We start from the raw sequence: 19,080 nt of genomic DNA, 5'->3' as shown, positions 1-19,080 counted from the left end.
GCGCCCGTGTCGTTCTCGGGGTGTCGTTCTCGGGGTGTCGTTCTCGGGGGTTCGTTCTTCAGGGAGCCCGGCGGGTGGTGAGGACGACCCTCGCGGTCGCCGCGACCGTGCGATCCGGGTCGTCGCTCAGCGCCGCGAGAGCGTCGTCGGCGGCCGGTCCGGGGATCTCCGCGAGTGCCTGCGTGAGACGCAGCCGGACACCGGCATCGCCCGCGCCGCCGAGTGCGAGCTGCAGCGACCGCACGATCTCGACGGACGACAGCGCCCGGTCCGCGAGCACGCCCAGAACCTCGGCGGCCTCGACGTCCGACCGGCCCTCCACGATCATCTCCACGAGCACGGGTACCGCGGCGTCCACCCCGCGCGCCCCGAGCGTCAGAGCCGCCGTGGCGCGCGCCTTGGCATCGGCGTCGCCGAGAGCCTCCTCCAGGAGCGTCGTCGATTCGGGCACACGGAGTTCCGCGAGCGTCGCGATCACCCGTCGCCGCACCGGCACCTCGTCGGAACGCAGGCCCTCCGCAAGTGCCGGCAGCGCAGCGTCGACCGCACCCACCGATCGGGCGAGCGACCAACGCAGAGCGCCGGCGACGAACGGATCCTCCTCCGACAGTGCCGCCCGGACCAGCGCTGCGACCGGCAGCGTCGTGTCCTCGTCCTGGGACAGGATCGCCTGCTGGCGCCGCGAGCCGGAATCGGATTCGAACGCGCGCAGCAAGGCGACGAGGCGCAGGACGTCGTCCCAACCCGTGGGGGAGGCCGAGTCGACGCCCTCCAGGCGGGCGAGGAGCTCGGTCTCGGCGGCGATCCGTTCGCGCGTGTGCGCGATCAGCTCCTGCACCAGCTCCGCCGGCGCGAAATCCGGCTCCCGCAACGCTCGTCCGACCTCGTCGAGAGACAGACCGAGACTCCGGAGACTCTCCACGTGGAAGAGCCTCCGGAGGTCGTCCGCGGTGTACTCGCGGTAGCCGCCCGAGGTGCGGCCCGTCGGCGTCACGAGCCCCAGGCGGTCGTAGTGCCGCAGCATGCGGGTGCTGACACCGGACCGCCGCGAGATCTCACCGATCAGCATCGGCTCACTCCCGGACCGCGTCCGCGCCGAGTGCGGCGACGCGTTTCGCCGACTCCACCGAGAGGACGAACGCGCTGTCGGGGTCGACGCGGATCCGTTCGGTGGCCTCCGCGTGGGCGCGGACGCGCGGATCGGGACTGCTCGTCGCCGCGCGCAGGACCGGCACCGCGGCCTCGTCGAGCGCCGCGAGAGCGCGACCGAGGCTCAGTTGCAGGTCGTGGTCGCCGCGACCCAGTTCGGCGCCCAGAGCGGCAGCGAGGCCGCTTTCCGACCCCGGTGGCACGAGAGCGATCGCCGCGCGCCACGCGCTGCGTGCCACCTCGTCGTGCTTGTCGTGGAGCGTCGCCGCGACCTTCGGCCACGCGACGGGATCGCCGATCTTCGACAACGTGTGCAGGGCCTGGCTGCGTGCCTGCGCGACGTCCGAGTCGAGCTCGGCGAGCAGATGCGGCACGGTCGTCTCGGCCGGCAGGCGGCACAGTGCCCAGGTCAGCATGTCGCGGACGAAGAAGTCCGGCTCCACCGCGCACCGGTCGACGAGAGCGGTCACCATTCCGGGATCGGCTGCGGTACCCGACTCGAGTGCGGCGCGCAGACGCACGGAGGCGTCGGCGGCGGACAGGGCCTCGACGAGGCGGGTGGACGGGTCGTGATGTGTGCGCATGGAAGGCACCTCCTTCACGACCCATTCGAGCGCTTGTCACAGTGTCAAGGTCAAGACGTACGCCCCGGACGATATCCGGTGGGGGAGGGGAGGACCCCCGAACGACGAACGGGGCCCCGGACCGTAATGGTCCGGGGCCCCGTTACGAGCCGCTGGTGCGGATCAGTGCTGCGACTTGTCGGGCAGCTGGGCTGCGCCGTCTCCGTTGCCGTGGACGCGCTCCTGGTACTCGCGGAGCGTGTTCCGCAGCTCGAGCTCGGCCTCGTGGTGGGCGGCCTCGAGCGCGGCGGCCTCGTCGGCCGGGTCCGGGCTCCACCAGCTGCCGGAGCCGGGCTTGCCGGCGGTGCCGAGCTTGTTCATCCGCTTCGGAACCGGGGCGGCCTGGTACTCCAGCGGGATCGGATGGCCGTGCTCGTCCACCGGGCCGAGCGGCTGGTGGATCTCGATGTACTCGCCGGTCGGCAGGCGACGGACGATGCCCGTCTCGATGCCGTGCTCGAGCACCTGGCGGTCGCTGCGCTGCAGACCCAGGCAGAACCGGTACGCGATGTAGTAGGCGAGCGGCGGGAGCAGGACGAGACCGATGCGGCCCATCCAGGTCGTCGCGTTGATCGAGATGTCGAACTTGTACGCGATGATGTCGTTGACACACATGATCGTGGCGACGGCGTAGAACGCCAGGGCCATGAACCCGAGACCGGTGCGGACCGGCACGTCGCGCGGACGCTGCAGCAGGTTGTGGTGCGCGTCGTCCTTCGTGAACTTCTTCTCGATCCACGGGTAGACCGTGAGCACGACGAACACCAGGCCCATGATCAGCGCGATCCAGAACGGCTGCGGGATCGTGTACCGGTTGAACAGGTACAGCTCCCATGCCGGCCAGATACGGGCCATGCCGTCCGTCCACATCATGTAGATGTCGGGCTGCGAGCCGGCGGACACCTGCGACGGGTTGTACGGGCCGATGTTCCAGACCGGGTTGATCTGCAGCAGACCGGACATCAGGGCGAGCACCGCGAAGGTCATCGCGAAGAACGCACCCGACTTGACGGCGAAGACCGGGAGGATACGAACGCCGACGACGTTCTGCTCCGTGCGGCCGGGGCCGGGGAACTGCGTGTGCTTCTGGTACCAGACCAGCGCGAGGTGCGCGGCGATCAGGGCCAGGATGATGCCCGGGACGAGCAGCACGTGCAGCACGTAGAAGCGCGGGATGATCAGCTCACCCGGGAAGTCGCCACCGAAGATCGCCCAGTGCATCCACGAACCGATGATCGGGATCGAGAGCGTGATGCCCGAGAACGCGGCGCGGAGGCCGGTGCCCGAGAGCAGATCGTCGGGGAGCGAGTAACCGAAGAAGCCTTCGAACATCGCCAGGATGAGCAGCAGCGAGCCGATCACCCAGTTGGCTTCGCGCGGACGCCGGAACGCACCGGTGAAGAACACGCGCAGCAGGTGGACGACGATCGACGCTGCGAACATCAGTGCTGCCCAGTGGTGGATCTGTCGCACGAACAGACCACCGCGGACCTCGAAGGAGAGGTTCAGGGTCGTCTCGTAGGCGCGGGACATACCCACGCCGCGCAGCGGCGTGTAGACGCCGTCGTAGACGACGTGCGCCATCGACGGATCGAAGAACAGGGTGAGGAAGACACCCGAGATCAACAGGATGACGAAGCTGTAGAGCGCGATCTCACCCAGGAGGAAGGACCAGTGGGTGGGGAACACCTTGTTGATCTGGCGGCGGATGCCCGCGGACAGGTGGTAGCGAGAATCGAGATTCTCGCCGATCTGTGCGGCGCGGGACGGGGTTGCAGTACTCACGGGCGACGCTCCCAGAATGCCGGGCCGAGTGCCTCGATGAAGTCACCGTTGGCGACCAGGAAGCCCTCTTCGTTCACTGTAATCGGAAGCTGCGGCAGTGCGCGAGCAGCGGGACCGAAAATCGGCTTGCCGTACTCCAGCGCATCGAACTGCGACTGGTGGCACGGGCACAGGATGCGGTGCGTCTGCTGCTCGTAGAGCGAGGTCGGGCAGCCGAGGTGCGTGCAGATCTTCGAGTACGCGAAGTAGTCGCCGTAGTTGAAGCTCTCCTGGCCCTTGCGCTTGACGACACGCTCGGTGTCCTCGGTGCGCAGACGGATGAGCATGACGGCGTTGCGGATGCCGCGCAGGCCCTGCAGCAGAGCGTGGTCGTCGCCGCGATCGGACTCGCGGAACGGGAACACCGTCTCCATACCGCCGGCGTCGAGGTCCTCCGGGCGCACCAGGACGATGTCCTGGGGGCGGCCGGTGTCGCGACGCAGGTAGATGGTCTCGCCGGGGTAGCGCGGGGTCCAGCCCGACACCCACAGCGACGACTGGTCACCCTCGGCCCACGGGTTCTTGATCAGGCCGCCGAGCGGCATGATCAGACCGAGGCCGAGCGCGCCACCACCGAAGATCGCGGTGCGCTTGATCAGCTTGCGACGCGGCAGGGTCGACGTCTCGAGCGAGTCGGAGAGCTCGGCGACGATCGTCTTGCGATCGACCTCGGGCGAGCCGCCGTCGTGCCGATCCTGGATCGACACCTCTTCCGGGATGAACTTCTTGGTGAACTGCACCGCGCCCACACCGATGCCGAGGATGGCCAGACCCAGGGTCAGGCCGAGCATCGGGGTGTAGAGGCTGTACCAGCCGTAGTTCTCGTCGCCGATGCCCTGGTACTCCCACGGCCAGAACAGGTAGATCGCGATGAACGCGACACCCGCGATGCCCGCGAGGGCGAACCAGAAGGCGACGTTGCGCTCGGCCCGCTTCTCGGCACGGGTGCCCTCGACGGGCCAGCGGTCCTTGCGGAACGCGACGTCGACACCGTCGAGGTTCGTGCCGAGCGTGACGAGGTCGTCCCGGCTCATCCGGTCGAGATCTTCGACCGTGTGCTTGTTCGGCGTTTCGCCGCCACTCATGACCTTGCTCCGATCCACAGTGCAGCGCCGACGACGGCGACCATGCCGACGACCCACATGGTCGGCCCTTCGGCACCGGGGCCGAAGCCGCCGAGCCCGTAGCCACCCGGGTCCCTCGTCTCACTGGCGGACTTGATGTACGCGATGATGTCCTGCTTCTCCTCGACCGTCAGCTGACGGTCGGAGAACTTCGGCATGTTCTGGGGGCCGGTGAGCATCGCGGTGTAGATCTGCTGCTCGCTGGCCGGATCCAGGTTCGGTGCGAACTTGCCGGACGAGAGCGCGCCGCCGCGTCCGGTGAAGTTGTGGCAGGACGCGCAGTTCTGGCGGAAGAGCTCCGAACCGCGTCCGATGTCGTTGCCGCGCAGCGACGACTGGGCGATCTCGCCGTTCTCGTCGCGGATGACCGTCGGGCCTCCACCGTTGGCCTGGATGTACGCGCCGAGGGCGTCTACCTGTGCACCGTCGAACTTCGGGTCCTTGCGGAGCGCCTGGGCCTCGTTGCGCATCATCGGCATGCGGCCCGAGGAGACCTGGAAGTAGACGGCGGCCTCACCGACACCGATCAGGCTGGGGCCACGGTCCTGGACGCCCTGGAGGTTGACACCGTGACAGGTCACGCAGGAGGTCTCGTAGAGCTGCTGACCCTCGCGGATCAGAGCGCTCTGGTCGTCCTGCGCGGTGGCCACCTGCGGGGCAGGCGTCAGCGCGGAGGCGATGAAGCCTGCGCTGAGGAGACCGAGCGCGAGGACCAACGCTCCGGTGACGCGCCGGCGCATCTTGCGCTGGCGGCGGGACTTCGCAGCGTCTGCTGCAGAGGATCGACCGGGCATGTCACCCTCGGAGGCGAGAGGTGGGGATGAACTCATCTGTATCCCTTTTTTTATGTCGGGACGGACTGGACGTCAGGGGGCTGCCTGGGCGTTCAGCTGGCTAACGGATGAAATAAATCGTGGCAAACAGCGCGATCCAAACGATGTCGACGAAGTGCCAGTAATACGAAACGACGATGGCTGCAGTGGCCTGCGCAGGCGTGAACTTGCTGACCTTCGTGCGGAACAGCAGGAACACGAATGCGATGAGGCCGCCGATGACGTGCAGGCCGTGGAAGCCGGTGGTCATGTAGAACACCGAGCCGTAGACGCTGCCCGGGATGGTCGTGCCGTGCTCCACCAGGTGGATGTACTCGTAGCCCTGGCCGAGCACGAAGAAGGTGCCCATGGCGAGGGTGACGATGTACCACCGTCGCAGTCCGAACACGTCGCCGCGCTCGGCAGCGAACACGCCCAGCTGGCAGGTGAAGGAGGACGCGATCAGCACCATGGTCACCGGCACGGCGAGCCACAGGTTCAGCTCGGTCGGAGGCGGAGGCCACATGCCCTCCGGGGCCTGTGCCCGTGCCACGAAGTACATGGCGAAGAGCCCTGCGAAAAACATGAGCTCACTGGACAACCACACGATGGTGCCGACGCTGACCAGGTTGGGCCGGTTCAACGAGTGCACGCGCTGTGTGATTGCAGATCCTGAAGTCCCTACTGCGCTCGTCACGCTGGCTAGTATGACCCGTCGTAGTACGTCTTGGGCAATCGGGGCCGAAATCGGCGCGTCCGTGCAGGTCCCGGACCTGTATTTCTCCAGGTGGGCACTCGATGGCGGGTGCTCGGAGGGGTGTCACACGGGACATTTCGGAGGGTCGCGGAGGTCACGTGCGATCGTGGTGACATGAGTACCGGAAAGGGTCTTCGGGGGTGGCTGCGGTCCCTGGTCGGCCGGCGCAGCGAACCGCTCGACGCGAACCGGGCCGACCTGGTCGTGGTCGTCTCGTCCTTCGACGACGCGGAGGCGTGTTCGACGGCACTCGAGCGTGCCGCCGAGGCGACGCCTGCGTGGCGGGCCGAGGACGAGGCGGTTATGCGGCACCACCTGGCCCTGCCCGCCGGCACGGTGGACCGGGCGGCGGAACTGGCCGGGCAGGACGGTTACGTCGTGGCCGGAACCGACGACGGGAACGTTCCACCCGCTGCCGTCGTCGGTGGTGCTTCCGTGATCCTGCAACGCGTCCAGATCCTCGATGCGCTGCACTGTGCACAGGAGAAGTCGCGGATGGCCTCGCTCGCCCAGCGGCTCGGCGGAACGGCCCTGGGATGGGACGCTCTGCAACCGCAGGATTCCGCTGGCTAAGCTGACCGGTCGGAGGGCACGCCGGTGCCCGGTGAGGAGCGAGATGCGGCGAGGGCAGGTGCGATGAACGCGACGCGAGACGCGGACGAGGTGACGCAGAACTGGCCCTCCGTCCTGGGGGTACTCACCGCCGGGCAGGACCTGTCCGCCGCCGAGGCGCGATGGGCGATGAGCGAGATCTTCTCCGACAACGCCACCCCCGCCCAGATCGCGGCCTTCGGTGTCGCTCTGAAGATGAAGGGCGAGACACCCGAGGAGGTGCGGGCACTCGCCGACACGATGCTCGACTACGCCCGGCTGGTCCCGGTCGACGGTGATGTCGTCGACGTCGTGGGCACCGGTGGCGATCGGGCGAACACCGTCAACATCTCCACGATGGCCTCGCTGGTCGTCGCTGCAGCCGGTATCCGCGTGGTCAAGCACGGCAACCGCGCCGCCTCGTCCAAGAGCGGCGGCGCCGACGTGCTCGAAGCGCTCGGGGTGCACATCGACCTCGGGCCCGACGAGGTGGCCCACTCGGTCGCCGAGGCAGGGATCGGATTCTGTTTCGCGCCGGTCTACCACCCGGCACTGCGCTTCGCGGCCGCACCGCGCAAGCAGATCGGTATCCCGACGGTCTTCAACGTCCTCGGCCCGCTCACCAATCCGGCCCGTCCGAGCGCCGGCCTGATCGGATGCGCCTTCGAACCGCTCGTCCCGACCGTCGCGGGCGTGCTCGCGCAGCGCGGCAACTCGGCGCTCGTCGTGCGCGGCGACGACGGTCTCGACGAACTGACCACCTCCACGACCTCGAGCGTGCACATCGTCCACGGTGGCGAGGTTCGGGTCGTGACGCTCGATCCGCGCGACCTGGGTATCGAACGGGTTCCGCTCGAGGCGCTCCGCGGGGGCGACGCCACGGAGAACGCGGCGGTCGCGAGGGCCGTCCTGGCAGGGGAGAAGGGACCGGTGCGCGACGCCGTGCTCCTCAACGCTGCCGGGGCGATCGCAGCCTTCCGAGGCGTCGACGGCGTGCTCGAGGATGCCCTCGCGGCCGGACTCGGGACGGCGGCGGAGGCGATCGACAGCGGCCGGGCCACGGCCGTCCTGGAGCGGTGGGCCGAGGTCACCACGCGGCTGGGTGCCGGTTCCGGACAGAAGTGACCGGAGAACAGTAAGGACACACGAACGGGCCCGCACTGCACAGGTGCGGGCCCGTCGGTCGTCGGTGATGCTGCCGGTGTCAGTTCCCGATCGAGAAGCCGGCCTCGACGTCGGCGCTCGAGTACGACTGGAACGCGATGTGGGTGACGGTCTTCGTCACGCCGTCGATCTTGTTGATGCCCCGGGTGACGACGTCGGCGATCTTCTCGTGATCGCGGACCCGGACGACGGCCACGAGGTCGACGTCGCCCGCGCAGGAGTACACCGTGTCGACGCCGTCGAGGTCGGCCACCGCTTGCGCGGTCTCGGGGATACGGTTCGCCTCGGCATCGATCAGGACGATCGCGTTGATCATGGGGTCTCCTTCAACCTTCCTCGGGGATTGCATCAGCCTAAGCGGTGCGGCTCGTCGGCGGAGAGGAGCCTGCGGACAGCACGGGCGTCGCGTGCGAGCTCGGCCCACGCGCTCCACCGGCCCGCACCCCGCGTCGGTTCGCACCAGCCGTCGCTGGCCCGGACGATGCGGATGCCCTCGCCGTCGAGCCATCGCGCCACCAGACCGATCTCCTCCGGGGACGCGCCGCGGAGCGGGCCGGGTGACGGCCGCACCGTCTCGGCCGCGGCGACGATCGCCTCGACGACGGGCATCGGGCGCACACCGCGCGGTGCCACTCCGGCGGACGCGAGACGACCGGCGCGGACGACGGCGAACTCCCACCCGCCCTCGGCCCGCGGTCGCGCGGCGACGAGTTCGTCGACAGCCGCCAGTGCCGCGAGGCGTTGCGTGCGCCGCAGTGCGACGAGAGCGGCGGCGAGGCGGTCGCGCAGGCGGGCGGCGTTCTCGAACAGTTGGTCGCGTACGAGGGCATCGAGGCGCTCCTGCGCCGTCTCGACGGCATCGTCGGCGGTCCCGCGGACGACTGCGCGCGCACGCTCGACCTGGGCCGCATAGGCGGAAGCGTCCTGGACCCCGAAGGAGGCGGCGGCACAGCCCCCGACGGCGACAGGCGGGCAGCGGTCGCCGTGGCGGGCCGTACGGCCGATCCTGCGCGTGCATGTGCGCAGACCGCACATCTCCGCGAGCAGTGCCGCGACGTCCGCGGCGTCGGCGCGCACCGAGAACGGGCCGACCGAGTCGGGTCCGGGGGTGCGGCTCACGGCCAGGCGCGGGAACGCCTCATCGGTGAGGATGATCCACCAACCGCGCATCGGATACTTCGATCTGCGGTTGTAAGGAGGTGTGTGGGCCGCGATCAAGCGGAGTTCGCGGACACCTGCCTCGAGCCCGTGGGCGCATTCGACGTGATCGATGCGCGTGGTGAGCGCGACCATCTCGCGCAACCGCGGTCGTGTCTCGGAGCCGGTGAAATAGGTACGGACACGCCGGTGCAGATCGACCGCCGTGCCGACGTACAGCACCTCGTCGGACGGTCCCCGGAACATGTAGACGCCCGGTCTGCGCGGCAGATGCGCGGCGAGCGCGCGTTTGGCCCTCTGCTCGGCGGTGACCACCGGCATGTAGTCGCGCAGTTCGGTGAGGCTGTGGACGCCCTGGTTGCCGACCCGCTCGATGAGGGCGTGCAGGACGTCCACGGTGGCGCGCGCGTCGTCCAGGGCGCGGTGGGTGGGCACGGTGGAGACCCGGAACAGTTCGGCCAATGCGGACAGCTTCACCGACGGCGCTTCGTCGCGTCCGAGGACGCGGCGGGCCAGCTTGACGGTGCACAGCACCTGGAAGCGGGGCCACGCGAGTTCGCACTTCGCGGTGGCGGCCTTGAGGAAGCCGACATCGAATCCGGCGTTGTGTGCGACGAGCACCGCTCCGGACGCGAATTCCAGGAAGGCGGGCAGCACCTCCTCGATCTTGGGCGCCGCATAGACCATCGCAGTGGTGATGCCGGTGAGCTGCACGATGTACGGGGGAATGGGTCGTCCCGGATCGACGAGGGTCGCGAACTCGCCGAGCACCTCGCCCCCGCGGATCTTCACCGCGCCGATCTCGGTGATGGCGTCCTCGGCAGCCTTCCCTCCCGTCGTCTCGAGGTCGACGACGACGAAGGTGGTCTCGCGCAGGGGAGTGTCGAGCTCGTCGAAACCGAGTTGCACGCCGAGGGCGGATGGTTGCGGCGAGGTCATGCGGCAGAGCCTAGGAAGCGTCACCGACACACCGCCGAGCGGGCTTCGGAGCGGCCGCCGGAGGGGGTGGAGACGAGGATCACATCGCGCTTTTCTCGGCCCGATAGGGGGTAGACGAAGGCCGGAAAACAGACCGATCGGCCTCCGAGCACGACAAACCGGCGAATCGGGCGCCTCGCCTCGTGAACAGCCGGTGGGTCCGGACGTTCTGACCTGGTTCTTCCGGAAAGGACTCGGGTGAAACGGGCGCCGGACCTCCCTCGGGTAGAGGTGTGCCGAACAGGGGCCGTTACCGCGCCGTTATCGGACCGTTGCTCCGCGACGGCATTCCCCCAGGAGCGGGCCGAAACGGTCGGCTCGCACGGCGAGGCGGTCGACTTCACCGATGCCGTTTCGTAATCTTTTCGAGACCGAGCGGAGAGTTTTCCGCCCCACCCCCGGGTCGGAGCCGCACGGTTACCGCCTAATCGCTTCTCCCCGTCCTCGGGAGCGGCGAGCCGGGGACCCACACGTAGTACTCGGGGTGAATCCCCTCCGCCGCTCGCGGGGAGGGGTAGGGCTGATCTTCCGGCCCGAACCCGTCAGCTAACTCGGTCGGCGGGTGAACGGAAGAAACGGAGAACGTCCCCTCGTGGTTTCGAACAACAGCAAGCGCACCGTCCGGCGCGCACTCGTCGCCGGTGCCATTGCTCTCGGAGCAGTCACCGTCTCGGCCGGCCCGGCGATGGCCGAGCCGATCAACATTCCCGGTGTCGGAACGTTCGACCTCCCGGCCGGTGTGACCGTGCCGCCGGAGATCGCCAACATCGTTCCGCCGGCCCCCGAGGCCGCCCCCGCGCCCCAGGCCGGTTCCTTCACCGCCCCCTTCAGCTCCGTCGGCCAGCGCGCTGCCGACGCCGCACAGTCGAAGATCGGTGCCCCCTACGTCTACGGCGCTGCCGGCCCGAGCTCCTTCGACTGCTCGGGTCTCGTGCAGTGGGCCTACAAGCAGGCCGGTCTGAGCGTCCCGCGCACCAGCTACGAGCAGGCCTCCGCCGGTGCTCCGGTCGACGTCGCGGCTCTGCAGCCCGGTGACGTCGTGTCCTTCTACGGCGGCAGCCACACCGGCATCTACATCGGCGGCGGCAACATCGTGCACGCGTCCACCTCGAGCCAGCCGGTCAAGATCGCACCGCTGAACTCGATGCCTGTCGACGGCGCCCGTCGCTTCTGATCGGTCGGCGCACGTCGCTTCTGATCGGCCGAAGCTCCCCCCGCTCCAGCGCCGACGCACTTCGCGAGGAGGGTGGGTCCGGTACGTACCGGACCCACCCTCCTCGTGTGTCTGCCCGTCCTTCCCGGTGCAGGAACTGCTTGCACAAACGGCCGTGGCGCGGGAGGGCTACTCGCAGGTAGACACAAACCTATGCAATTCCGTAACCTGATCGAGACCTTTGGGAAAGGATGCGAGCCCACGTGGTTTCCGACAGGACGAAACACCTCGTACGAGTGCAGGACAGGCGACGGACCGGCCGTCCGGCGCTCGTCGTCGCCCTCGTGATGATGGTCCTCGGTTTCACTCTGGCGCCGGCCACGGCGCAACCCGCAGGTGAGAGTCCGGCCGCACGCCTGGAGCACCTCGCGGATCTGTCGCGTCGCAGCGAACAGGCCACCGAGGCACTGCACGCCGCCGGTGCGGATCTCGAAGCGAAGGTCGCGGCGCAGCACGAGGCCGAGGTGCGTGCAGGCCAGGCCGACGAGGCCCTCGGCGCCGCTCGCGCCGAGATCGCCCGCTTCAAGCCCACCGTCGACAAGCTCGCGCGGGCCAACTACCGCGGTGCGCGCACCAACCGGTTGTTCGCCGTGATGGTGAGCGACTCGCCCCAGCAGATGCTCGACCAGATGGTCCTGCTCGACGTCCTGGGTGAACAGACCTCGCGTGAGGTCGAAGGCTTCCGGGCGGCCACCGCCGCTGCGGCCGAGGCGGCCGTGGCCGCACAGCACGCCGCCGACGAGGCACGTGCCGCCGCCGAGCAGGCCCAGACCCTCCGCGACGAACTCCAGCGGCGACAGGCCGAACTCGAGGAGCAGATCGAAGGGGTCCTGAACGCCTTCGAGGCGCTGAGCGACGCCGAGAAGGCCGAACTCGCCGGCACTCCCTTCCCTCCGGGCCTCGACGCCGAGAAGATCCTCCAGCACCTCGTCCCCGGCAGCAACGGCGCCGCGCTCCGCGCCGCGCTGTCGCGCATCGGCTCGCCGTACGTGTGGGGCGCTACCGGCCCCGACCAGTTCGACTGCTCCGGTCTGATGGTGTGGGCGTACCAGCAGGTCGGCAAGTCGCTGCCCCGGTCGAGTCAGGCCCAGGCGCAGGGCGGCATCCCCGTCTCCCGCGACAATCTGCAGCCCGGCGACCTCGTGATCTTCTACGACGACGCCTCCCACGTCGGCATGTACGTCGGCGATGGCAACATGGTGCACGCCTCGACCTTCGGCGTGCCGGTGAAGGTCCAGTCGATCGATCGCTTCCCGTTCCACAGCGCCCGGCGGTACTGACCGGGTAGAGGCGGGATCGCCGCCGGTGGGCGAGGGCGTACGGGACCACCCTCGGACACCGACCTAGACTGACGCGGTGCCCGCGCGATCGTCCTTCACCGCCGGTACCCGCGAGTGGGAACGTCTCGGCCTGGCCGGACTCGTGGTCGCCCTGGTCACGGCAGGACTGCTGCTGGCCGTCGACCCCGTGGACACCGACGACGCCGACAGCCGGGTACGGGCCGAACTGCAGGTCGTGCTCGACGACTGGGCGCACGCCGTCCGGACCGGCGACGACGGATCCCTCGCGGAGCTGATCGACGACGCGTCCCCGGAATTCCTCGACGCCGAGCGGGAGCGGATCGCGGCGATCTCCGCCGTCCCCCTCGCCGATCTCGGTTACGAACTCACCTCCGAACCCGCGCTGCCCCTGCCGCCCGGGACGGTCGCCCGGTTCGCAGCCGACGAGGTACGGGCGCACCGCGTCCATCTGCGGTACGCCGTGGACGGTGTCGACGACGTACCCACCCGGCGACCGGTCACCGTGCTGTTCGTCCACCGGCCGCAGGGCTGGCGGATCGCCGACGACGCACCCGACCTCGCGGGGGCACAGACCGTGACCTGGCGAGGGCCGTGGGACCACGGCCGCCTGCATCTCGCGACCGCGCAGACCGAGGGTGGTCGCTCACTCGTGATCGGACACCCGGACAACGCCGCCTTCGTGGACGACCTGGCCGAGGACCTGCCGTCGGTGGTCGAGGCCGTCGACGACCTGTGGGGCGATTCCTGGCCGCGACGCGCACTGGTGGTCGTGACGTCCTCACGCGAGGAGTTCTCGCACCTCGTCGGTCCGCGGCACGACGGCGACGACATCGCGGCCGTCGCGGTTTCCGACGATGTCGACCACGAGCGCGGGATCGCCACCGGTCAGCGCATCGTCTTCAATCCGGCTGCGAGCGAGCGGCTCGACGACACCTCCCGACGGATCGTGCTCGCGCACGAGACGGTGCACGTCGCCGCGCGGGCCGGCACGGTGGACGGCTCACCGATGTGGGTCCTCGAGGGCTTCGCCGACTACGTCGGCCACCGCACGACCGCGGAGGGTCTCGGCACAGGGCCGGTCGACGTGCAGCGGATCGCGCCGACGCTGACCCGGCAGATGCGGGCGTCGGGTGCACCGACGTCGCTGCCCGCCGATGGCGACTTCACCGGCGACCGGTCGGCGCTCGCCTACGAGAGCTCGTGGTCGATCGCCGCGTACACCGCGGACGAGTTCGGACACGACAGCCTCGTCTCCCTGTACCGCGCCCTCGCCGCGGGTCCCGTCACCGACGAGCGGCTCGACGACGTGCTCGTCGACCTGCTCGGCGTCGACACCGCCGAGTTCGTGGACGGCTGGGGTCGCTGGCTCGGGGAGCGCATCCGCGACATCCGCTGACGGGGCACCGTCCGGAACCTGCGACCGCCGCCACCGCCCGGGACCCGTCGACGCCTTCCCGTCGCGCTGCTTCTACGGTGGTCCCATGTCGCGGACCCTGCTGGTGACGAACGATTTCCCGCCCCGACCCGGGGGCATCCAGTCCTATCTGCACGCCTTCGCGAACCAGCTTCCGTCCGACGACCTGGTCGTCTACGCGCCGCGGTGGCGCGGCGACAGCCACGTGAAGTTCGACGCGCGGGTCCCCTTCGAGGTCGTCCGTCATCCCACCACCCTGATGCTGCCGACCCCCGACGTCGCGCGACGGGCCACGCGGCTGCTCACCGAACACGACTGCGACACCGTCTGGTTCGGAGCGGCCGCGCCGCTGGCGCTGCTGGCCCCCGTGCTGCGCCGCGCCGGCGCCCGTCGCATCGTCGCCAGCACGCACGGCCACGAGGTGGGATGGTCGATGCTGCCCGCCGCCCGGCAGGCGCTGCGGCAGATCGGCGAGCACACCGACACCGTCACCTACGTCAGTCGCTACACGAGGGGGCGGTTCGCCTCCGCCTTCGGCCCCGAAGCAGGTCTCGAACATCTGCCGTCCGGGGTGGACACCGACGTCTTCCGGCCCGATCCGGCGGCGCGCGCCGAACTGCGGGCACGCTACGGCCTCGGCGACCGGCCGACGGTGCTGTGCCTGTCGCGCCTCGTGCCGCGCAAGGGGCAGGACGTGCTCATCCGCGCGCTGCCCGCGATCCGGAAGCGGATCGACGGTGCCGTCCTCGTGATCGTCGGCGGCGGACCGTACGAGTCGCGCCTGCGGGAGCTCGCCCGCCGCACGGATGTCGAGGAGCACGTCGTGTTCACCGGTACCGTGCCGTCGGCCGAGCTCGCCGCGCACCACACCATCGCCGACGTGTTCGCGATGCCGTGCCGGACCCGCGGCGGCGGTCTCGACGTCGAGGGCCTGGGCATCGTGTACCTCGAGGCGTCCGCGACCGGCGTGCCCGTCGTGGCCGGCCGGTCGGGCGGTGCCCCGGAGACGGTGCGCGACGGGCGCACCGGCTACGTCGTCGACGGCACCTCCGTCACGGCCGTGGCGACCGCGGTGTCCGGTGTCCTGGCCGATCCCGATCGGGCCGCCACGATGGGGGCAGCCGGTCGTGAGTGGGTCTCCACCGATTGGAGATGGGACGTCCTGGGCGCCAGATTGCGCGGTTACCTCGACGCCTCGGCGCCCCCGAACGAGACCGTGGCGCCGTCGGCGGGGTGACCGGACGGGCCGCCGGGACGATATGTGAAGCTGTCCTGCGTGAGCAGCATTCAGGTGGCGGATCAGACCTTCGTAGCGGCGCCCCCGGAGCGCATCGCCGAGGAGGTCGCGGCCCTCGATCGGTGGCGTGCGTGGTGGCCCGATCTCGCACTGACCGTGCGGGAGGACCGGGCCGAGAAGGGCATCCGGTGGGCGGTGTCGGGTCCGCTCGAAGGGACGATGGAGGTGTGGATCGAGCCGGTCCTCGACGGCGCGGTGATCCACTACTTCCTGCACTGCGAGCCGGTGGGTGTCGCGCCCGAGCGCGTCGCGGGTCTCGACCTCGCGGGAATGAACCGCACGCGTCGGGTCCAGGGGAAGGTGATGACCTTCGAGGTCAAGCAGCGTCTCGAGGCCGGTCGTCCGGCCGGTGAGCCGCCGCGACACTGAAGCCACCGAAGGAGCGTCGTCCCGATACCGTTGTTCCCACGTGTGTGATAGACCCTCGGGGCGGGACTGATCGGTGTACACCCGAGGGACCGAGAAAGGGAGCCGTCACCACATGGCCGAGAAGACGAAGAGGTCGATCACCATCGACGCGCCGGCCGAGCGTGTCATGGAGGTCATCGCAGATTTCGATGCCTATCCGACGTGGGTGTCGGCGGCGAAGACCGTGGAGGTCGTGGAGCATCGTCCCGACGGCCGGGCCGAGCGCGTGCGCTTCGTCCTCGACGCCGGCATCGTCAAGGACACCTACGTCCTGCGGTACAAGTGGGCGTCCGACAACCGTGCCGTGAGCTGGGAACTCGAGAGCGGTGAGATCCAGAAGGCCCAGTCCGGCTCGTACGTGCTGACCGAGACCCCCGACGGCACCACGGTCGTCGACTACCAGCTCACCGTGGATCTCACGATCCCGATGATCGGTCTGTTCAAGCGCAAGGCGGAGAAGGTCATCACCGACACCGCGCTGAAGGAACTCAAGAAGCAGGTGGAGGGCTGAACGTCCGGCACGCCCCGGCCCGCGTGCGATGGTTCCTCGGCAAGGGCGGCGCCGGGAAGACGACCCTGGCCGCGGCCGAGGCGCTCGCGACCGCCCGTGCGGGAGAGCCCGTGCTAGTCGTGTCCATCGACCGGGCGCACTCCCTCGGCGACGTGCTCGACCTGCCTCCGGCCACGAACCGGGACGCCGGCGCGACGGACATCCGCACCGTCGAGGACAACCTCGACATGGTCGAGATCGACTCGTTGCAGCTGCTCCGCTCGCGCTACGCGGTCCTCGCGTCGATGGCGGCGCTCGCCGGGACGCACGAGCACGCCGATCGGTTCGACCTGCCCGAGCCCGACGAACTGACCGGACTTCCCGGCGTCGAGGAACTGCTGGTGCTCGCGGAGGTCGCGCGACTCGCGGACAGCGGGAGGTGGGCTCTCGTCGTCGTCGACGCCCCGGCCTCCGGCGACGCCCTGCGCACCCTCACCGCGCCGCGTACCGTCGCCGACTCCCTCGAACGGATCTGGCCCCAGCACAGCCGGGTGGCGGCGGCCACCGGTCCGGACCCCCGCACGGGTGTCTTCGTCGCCCTGTTCGATCGGTTGCTGTCGGGGATCGCCGCGGTACGCGACCTGCTCGACGATCGCGGACGCAGCGCCGCGGTGATCGTGGCGACGCCCGACCGCGCCGGTCGTGCCGAGCTCGTTCGGGTGCGGTCGTGGCTCGCCCTGTCCGGTCTCCGTGTCGACGCGGTCGTCGTCAACGGCGTCGTCCCTGCGATCGGCGGTTCGGGTGCGGCCGCGCGGCTGCTCGCCGACCAGCGGGCCGCGCACGAGGCGATCGTCGCCGAGATCGGGGCGACCGTCACCGACGTCCCCGTGATCGTGTGCGAGCGCCGTGCCGCGGAGCCGGTAGGGTTGGTAGCTCTGGAGGAGCTCGCCACGGCGCTCCGCCGCGACGCGCCCGTTCCCTCGTCGGAGACCGACGAGCCGGTCCGGGTGCAGCACGAATCGGGAACGGGGGTGGGGTCGGTGTACGCGATGCGCATGTACCTGCCGCTCGCCGACCCCGCGTCCCTGACACTCGGGCGGATCGGCGACGATCTCGTCGTCGGCGCCGACGGCATGCGCCGCCGGGTGCGACTCGCGTCGGGGCTGCGCCGGTGCACCGTCTCCGACGCCGAGTTCGACGGAACCGATCTGGTGGTGCGATTCGTACCGGATCCGGCGGTGTGGCCGCTGTGAGGGACGATCACGAAGCCCTGATCTCCGAGTTGTTGCTGCTCGCCGACGCCGTGCTCGACCGTGTCGAGGGCACGGTGCAGCAGTTCGTCGCTGCGACCGGCGAAGCAGCTCCGCATCCCGCCCCCGATGCCGCGACCGGTTCGGCGGCGCCGGGTGATACCGCGACGTCCCCGAGCGGATGCGCGTGGTGCCCGCTCTGCGCCGCCGCAGCCCTCGTTCGCGGCGAGAACCACGAACTGGTCAGCAGGCTGGCGTCGAAACTGGCGGCGTTGATCGCGCTCCTGCGGGAGTTCCTCGCACAGTTCCTGCCCTCGACCGGCGGCGTCCCGCCCGAACCGACACCCGATCCGCCGACGCGGGATCGTCCGGCCTTCGAGCCGATCTCCGTCAACCTCCGCACGTGAACACGCACGATCCCCGCCTCACCGTCGGGATCGACATCGGGGGCACGAGCATCCGGGCCTCGGCCGTCGACCGGGACGGCGACGTCATCGACAGTGTGCGCACGCAGACGCCGTCCTCCGCGGTCGCCCTCGAAAACGCGCTGCACCGGCTCGTCGAGCATCTGCGCGACCGCAACGACATCGCGGCGGTCGGGCTGGGGGTCGCGGGTTTCCTCACCGAGGACCGCACCACCGTGCGGTTCGCGCCGCACCTGCCCTGGCGCGACACGCCGCTCGCCGAGACTCTCACCGACCGTTTCGGACTGCCGGTCGTCCTCGAGCACGACGCCAACGCAGCCGCCTGGGCCGAGTACCGCTTCGGCGCCGCCGCGGGTAGCACGATCGCGGTGATGGTCGCGCTCGGAACGGGCATCGGCGCCGCGCTGCTGCTCGACGGCAGGATCTATCGCGGTGCCTACGGTGTGGCGCCCGAACTCGGTCACCTGCAGGTCGTGCCCGACGGTCGACCCTGCCCGTGCGGCAAGCAGGGGTGTTGGGAAAGGTATTGCAGCGGAACGGGTCTCGTGGACACGACCGTTGAGATGCTCGCGGCCGAACCCGGGCGGTCCGTTCTCGCGGGCGAGATCGCCTCGGATCCCGGATCGCTCACCGGCCGGCGGATCGCCGGCGCGGCCCACGACGGCGACCCCGTCGCGCTCGCGGCCTTCGACGATTTCGCCCGCAGGCTCGGGCTCGGACTGGCGCTCGTCGCCGACGTCTACGACCCCGAGCTCGTCGTCATCGGGGGAGGGGTCTCCGGTTCCGCGCCGCTGTTCCTCGACGCCGCGCGCGAGCACTACGCGGCCGTGACCACCGGCTCCGGCCATCGTCCCCTCGCGCGCGTCCGGGTCGCGCAGCTCGGCGACGCCGCCGGGCTCATCGGTGCCGCCGATCTCGCCCGATCCGCGATCGAAACCTCACGACCGCCGCTGTAGGTGAGATTCGCTGTAGGTGAGATTATCGTCACGTCGACGGTGAAAGGGTGGGGTCGGGCACTGAGGCGATGTGCGAGTGGTAGTCGCGTCGTCGTAGAGTCGACCGGCGGGCGGTGCTGCACCGATCCGCGTGGGGGATGATCGGA

General features: G+C 69.8%; 19 protein-coding genes and 1 riboswitch. Of the genes, 11 read left to right on the top strand and 8 right to left on the bottom strand.

Annotation, left to right across the window (positions count from 1 at the left end):
- Positions 1-58: 58 nt before the first annotated feature.
- From ACPCXD_RS14925 to ctaE, 6 genes are all read right to left on the bottom strand, one after another.
- Positions 59-1,069, bottom strand: a complete 1,011-nt coding sequence (locus ACPCXD_RS14925) for a MerR family transcriptional regulator (protein ID WP_423660141.1) — start codon at positions 1,067-1,069, stop codon at positions 59-61.
- Between the two features lie 4 nt (positions 1,070-1,073).
- Complete coding sequence (locus ACPCXD_RS14920) at positions 1,074-1,733, bottom strand: HEAT repeat domain-containing protein (RefSeq protein WP_423660139.1); 660 nt, start codon at positions 1,731-1,733, stop codon at positions 1,074-1,076.
- 162 nt (positions 1,734-1,895) lie between these two features.
- A complete protein-coding gene (gene qcrB / locus ACPCXD_RS14915; RefSeq protein ID WP_423660137.1) occupies positions 1,896-3,557 on the bottom strand; it encodes a cytochrome bc1 complex cytochrome b subunit in 1,662 nt (553 codons plus the stop codon).
- The gene (qcrA, locus tag ACPCXD_RS14910; protein ID WP_120283295.1) at positions 3,554-4,681 is read right to left on the bottom strand and encodes a cytochrome bc1 complex Rieske iron-sulfur subunit; all 1,128 of its coding nucleotides are present in this window, start codon (positions 4,679-4,681) and stop codon (positions 3,554-3,556) included. The genes qcrB and qcrA overlap by 4 nt, the downstream gene beginning before the upstream one ends.
- A complete protein-coding gene (gene qcrC / locus ACPCXD_RS14905; protein ID WP_423660135.1) occupies positions 4,678-5,514 on the bottom strand; it encodes a cytochrome bc1 complex diheme cytochrome c subunit in 837 nt (278 codons plus the stop codon). The genes qcrA and qcrC overlap by 4 nt, the downstream gene beginning before the upstream one ends.
- Positions 5,515-5,614: 100 nt before the next feature.
- Positions 5,615-6,229, bottom strand: a complete 615-nt coding sequence (gene ctaE, locus ACPCXD_RS14900; protein WP_026061499.1) for an aa3-type cytochrome oxidase subunit III — start codon at positions 6,227-6,229, stop codon at positions 5,615-5,617.
- Positions 6,230-6,403: 174 nt separating this feature from the next.
- On the opposite strand from ctaE, the gene ACPCXD_RS14895 reads away from it, so the two are divergent.
- Both ACPCXD_RS14895 and trpD read left to right on the top strand, forming a co-directional pair.
- A complete protein-coding gene (locus ACPCXD_RS14895) occupies positions 6,404-6,862 on the top strand; it encodes a hypothetical protein (RefSeq protein ID WP_423660132.1) in 459 nt (152 codons plus the stop codon).
- 63 nt (positions 6,863-6,925) lie between these two features.
- Positions 6,926-8,005, top strand: coding sequence for an anthranilate phosphoribosyltransferase (gene trpD / locus ACPCXD_RS14890; RefSeq protein WP_016693843.1), 1,080 nt, complete (start codon positions 6,926-6,928; stop codon positions 8,003-8,005).
- A 79-nt stretch (positions 8,006-8,084) separates the two neighbouring features.
- Here the strand turns inward: trpD and ACPCXD_RS14885 are convergent, their stop codons facing one another.
- Complete coding sequence (locus tag ACPCXD_RS14885) at positions 8,085-8,360, bottom strand: Lrp/AsnC family transcriptional regulator (protein ID WP_016693842.1); 276 nt, start codon at positions 8,358-8,360, stop codon at positions 8,085-8,087.
- Positions 8,361-8,392: 32 nt separating this feature from the next.
- A complete protein-coding gene (locus tag ACPCXD_RS14880; protein WP_160875732.1) occupies positions 8,393-10,141 on the bottom strand; it encodes a DEDD exonuclease domain-containing protein in 1,749 nt (582 codons plus the stop codon).
- A gap of 450 nt (positions 10,142-10,591) precedes the next feature.
- Positions 10,592-10,757: riboswitch (cyclic di-AMP (ydaO/yuaA leader) on the top strand.
- Positions 10,758-10,772: 15 nt separating this feature from the next.
- Between ACPCXD_RS14880 and ACPCXD_RS14875 the strand changes: the two genes are divergently transcribed.
- The 9 genes from ACPCXD_RS14875 (at position 10,773) to ACPCXD_RS14835 (ending at position 18,934) form a co-directional block, all read left to right on the top strand.
- The gene (locus tag ACPCXD_RS14875) at positions 10,773-11,354 is read left to right on the top strand and encodes a C40 family peptidase (protein ID WP_059380920.1); all 582 of its coding nucleotides are present in this window, start codon (positions 10,773-10,775) and stop codon (positions 11,352-11,354) included.
- A 275-nt stretch (positions 11,355-11,629) separates the two neighbouring features.
- The gene (locus ACPCXD_RS14870) at positions 11,630-12,673 is read left to right on the top strand and encodes a C40 family peptidase (RefSeq protein ID WP_016693839.1); all 1,044 of its coding nucleotides are present in this window, start codon (positions 11,630-11,632) and stop codon (positions 12,671-12,673) included.
- A 76-nt stretch (positions 12,674-12,749) separates the two neighbouring features.
- A complete protein-coding gene (locus tag ACPCXD_RS14865) occupies positions 12,750-14,090 on the top strand; it encodes a hypothetical protein (RefSeq protein ID WP_423660129.1) in 1,341 nt (446 codons plus the stop codon).
- An 85-nt stretch (positions 14,091-14,175) separates the two neighbouring features.
- The gene (locus ACPCXD_RS14860) at positions 14,176-15,345 is read left to right on the top strand and encodes a glycosyltransferase family 4 protein (RefSeq protein WP_088897274.1); all 1,170 of its coding nucleotides are present in this window, start codon (positions 14,176-14,178) and stop codon (positions 15,343-15,345) included.
- A 39-nt stretch (positions 15,346-15,384) separates the two neighbouring features.
- The gene (locus ACPCXD_RS14855) at positions 15,385-15,774 is read left to right on the top strand and encodes a polyketide cyclase / dehydrase and lipid transport (protein WP_186455103.1); all 390 of its coding nucleotides are present in this window, start codon (positions 15,385-15,387) and stop codon (positions 15,772-15,774) included.
- A 112-nt stretch (positions 15,775-15,886) separates the two neighbouring features.
- Complete coding sequence (locus ACPCXD_RS14850; RefSeq protein WP_016693835.1) at positions 15,887-16,324, top strand: SRPBCC family protein; 438 nt, start codon at positions 15,887-15,889, stop codon at positions 16,322-16,324.
- A gap of 23 nt (positions 16,325-16,347) precedes the next feature.
- On the top strand, positions 16,348-17,556 hold the full coding sequence (locus ACPCXD_RS14845; protein ID WP_423660126.1) for an ArsA family ATPase: 1,209 nt from the start codon (positions 16,348-16,350) through the stop codon (positions 17,554-17,556).
- The gene (locus tag ACPCXD_RS14840; protein ID WP_016693833.1) at positions 17,544-17,960 is read left to right on the top strand and encodes a hypothetical protein; all 417 of its coding nucleotides are present in this window, start codon (positions 17,544-17,546) and stop codon (positions 17,958-17,960) included. The genes ACPCXD_RS14845 and ACPCXD_RS14840 overlap by 13 nt, the downstream gene beginning before the upstream one ends.
- On the top strand, positions 17,957-18,934 hold the full coding sequence (locus tag ACPCXD_RS14835) for an ROK family glucokinase (RefSeq protein WP_423660124.1): 978 nt from the start codon (positions 17,957-17,959) through the stop codon (positions 18,932-18,934). The genes ACPCXD_RS14840 and ACPCXD_RS14835 overlap by 4 nt, the downstream gene beginning before the upstream one ends.
- The last annotated feature ends 146 nt before the right edge of the window (positions 18,935-19,080 follow it).

It is taken from the genome of Rhodococcus sp. AB351, from assembly GCF_049538275.1.
In the GTDB taxonomy this organism is placed as follows: domain Bacteria; phylum Actinomycetota; class Actinomycetes; order Mycobacteriales; family Mycobacteriaceae; genus Rhodococcus.
The sequence above is the reverse complement of the archived record's forward strand: the minus strand, read 5'-3'. Positions and strand labels throughout refer to the sequence as shown.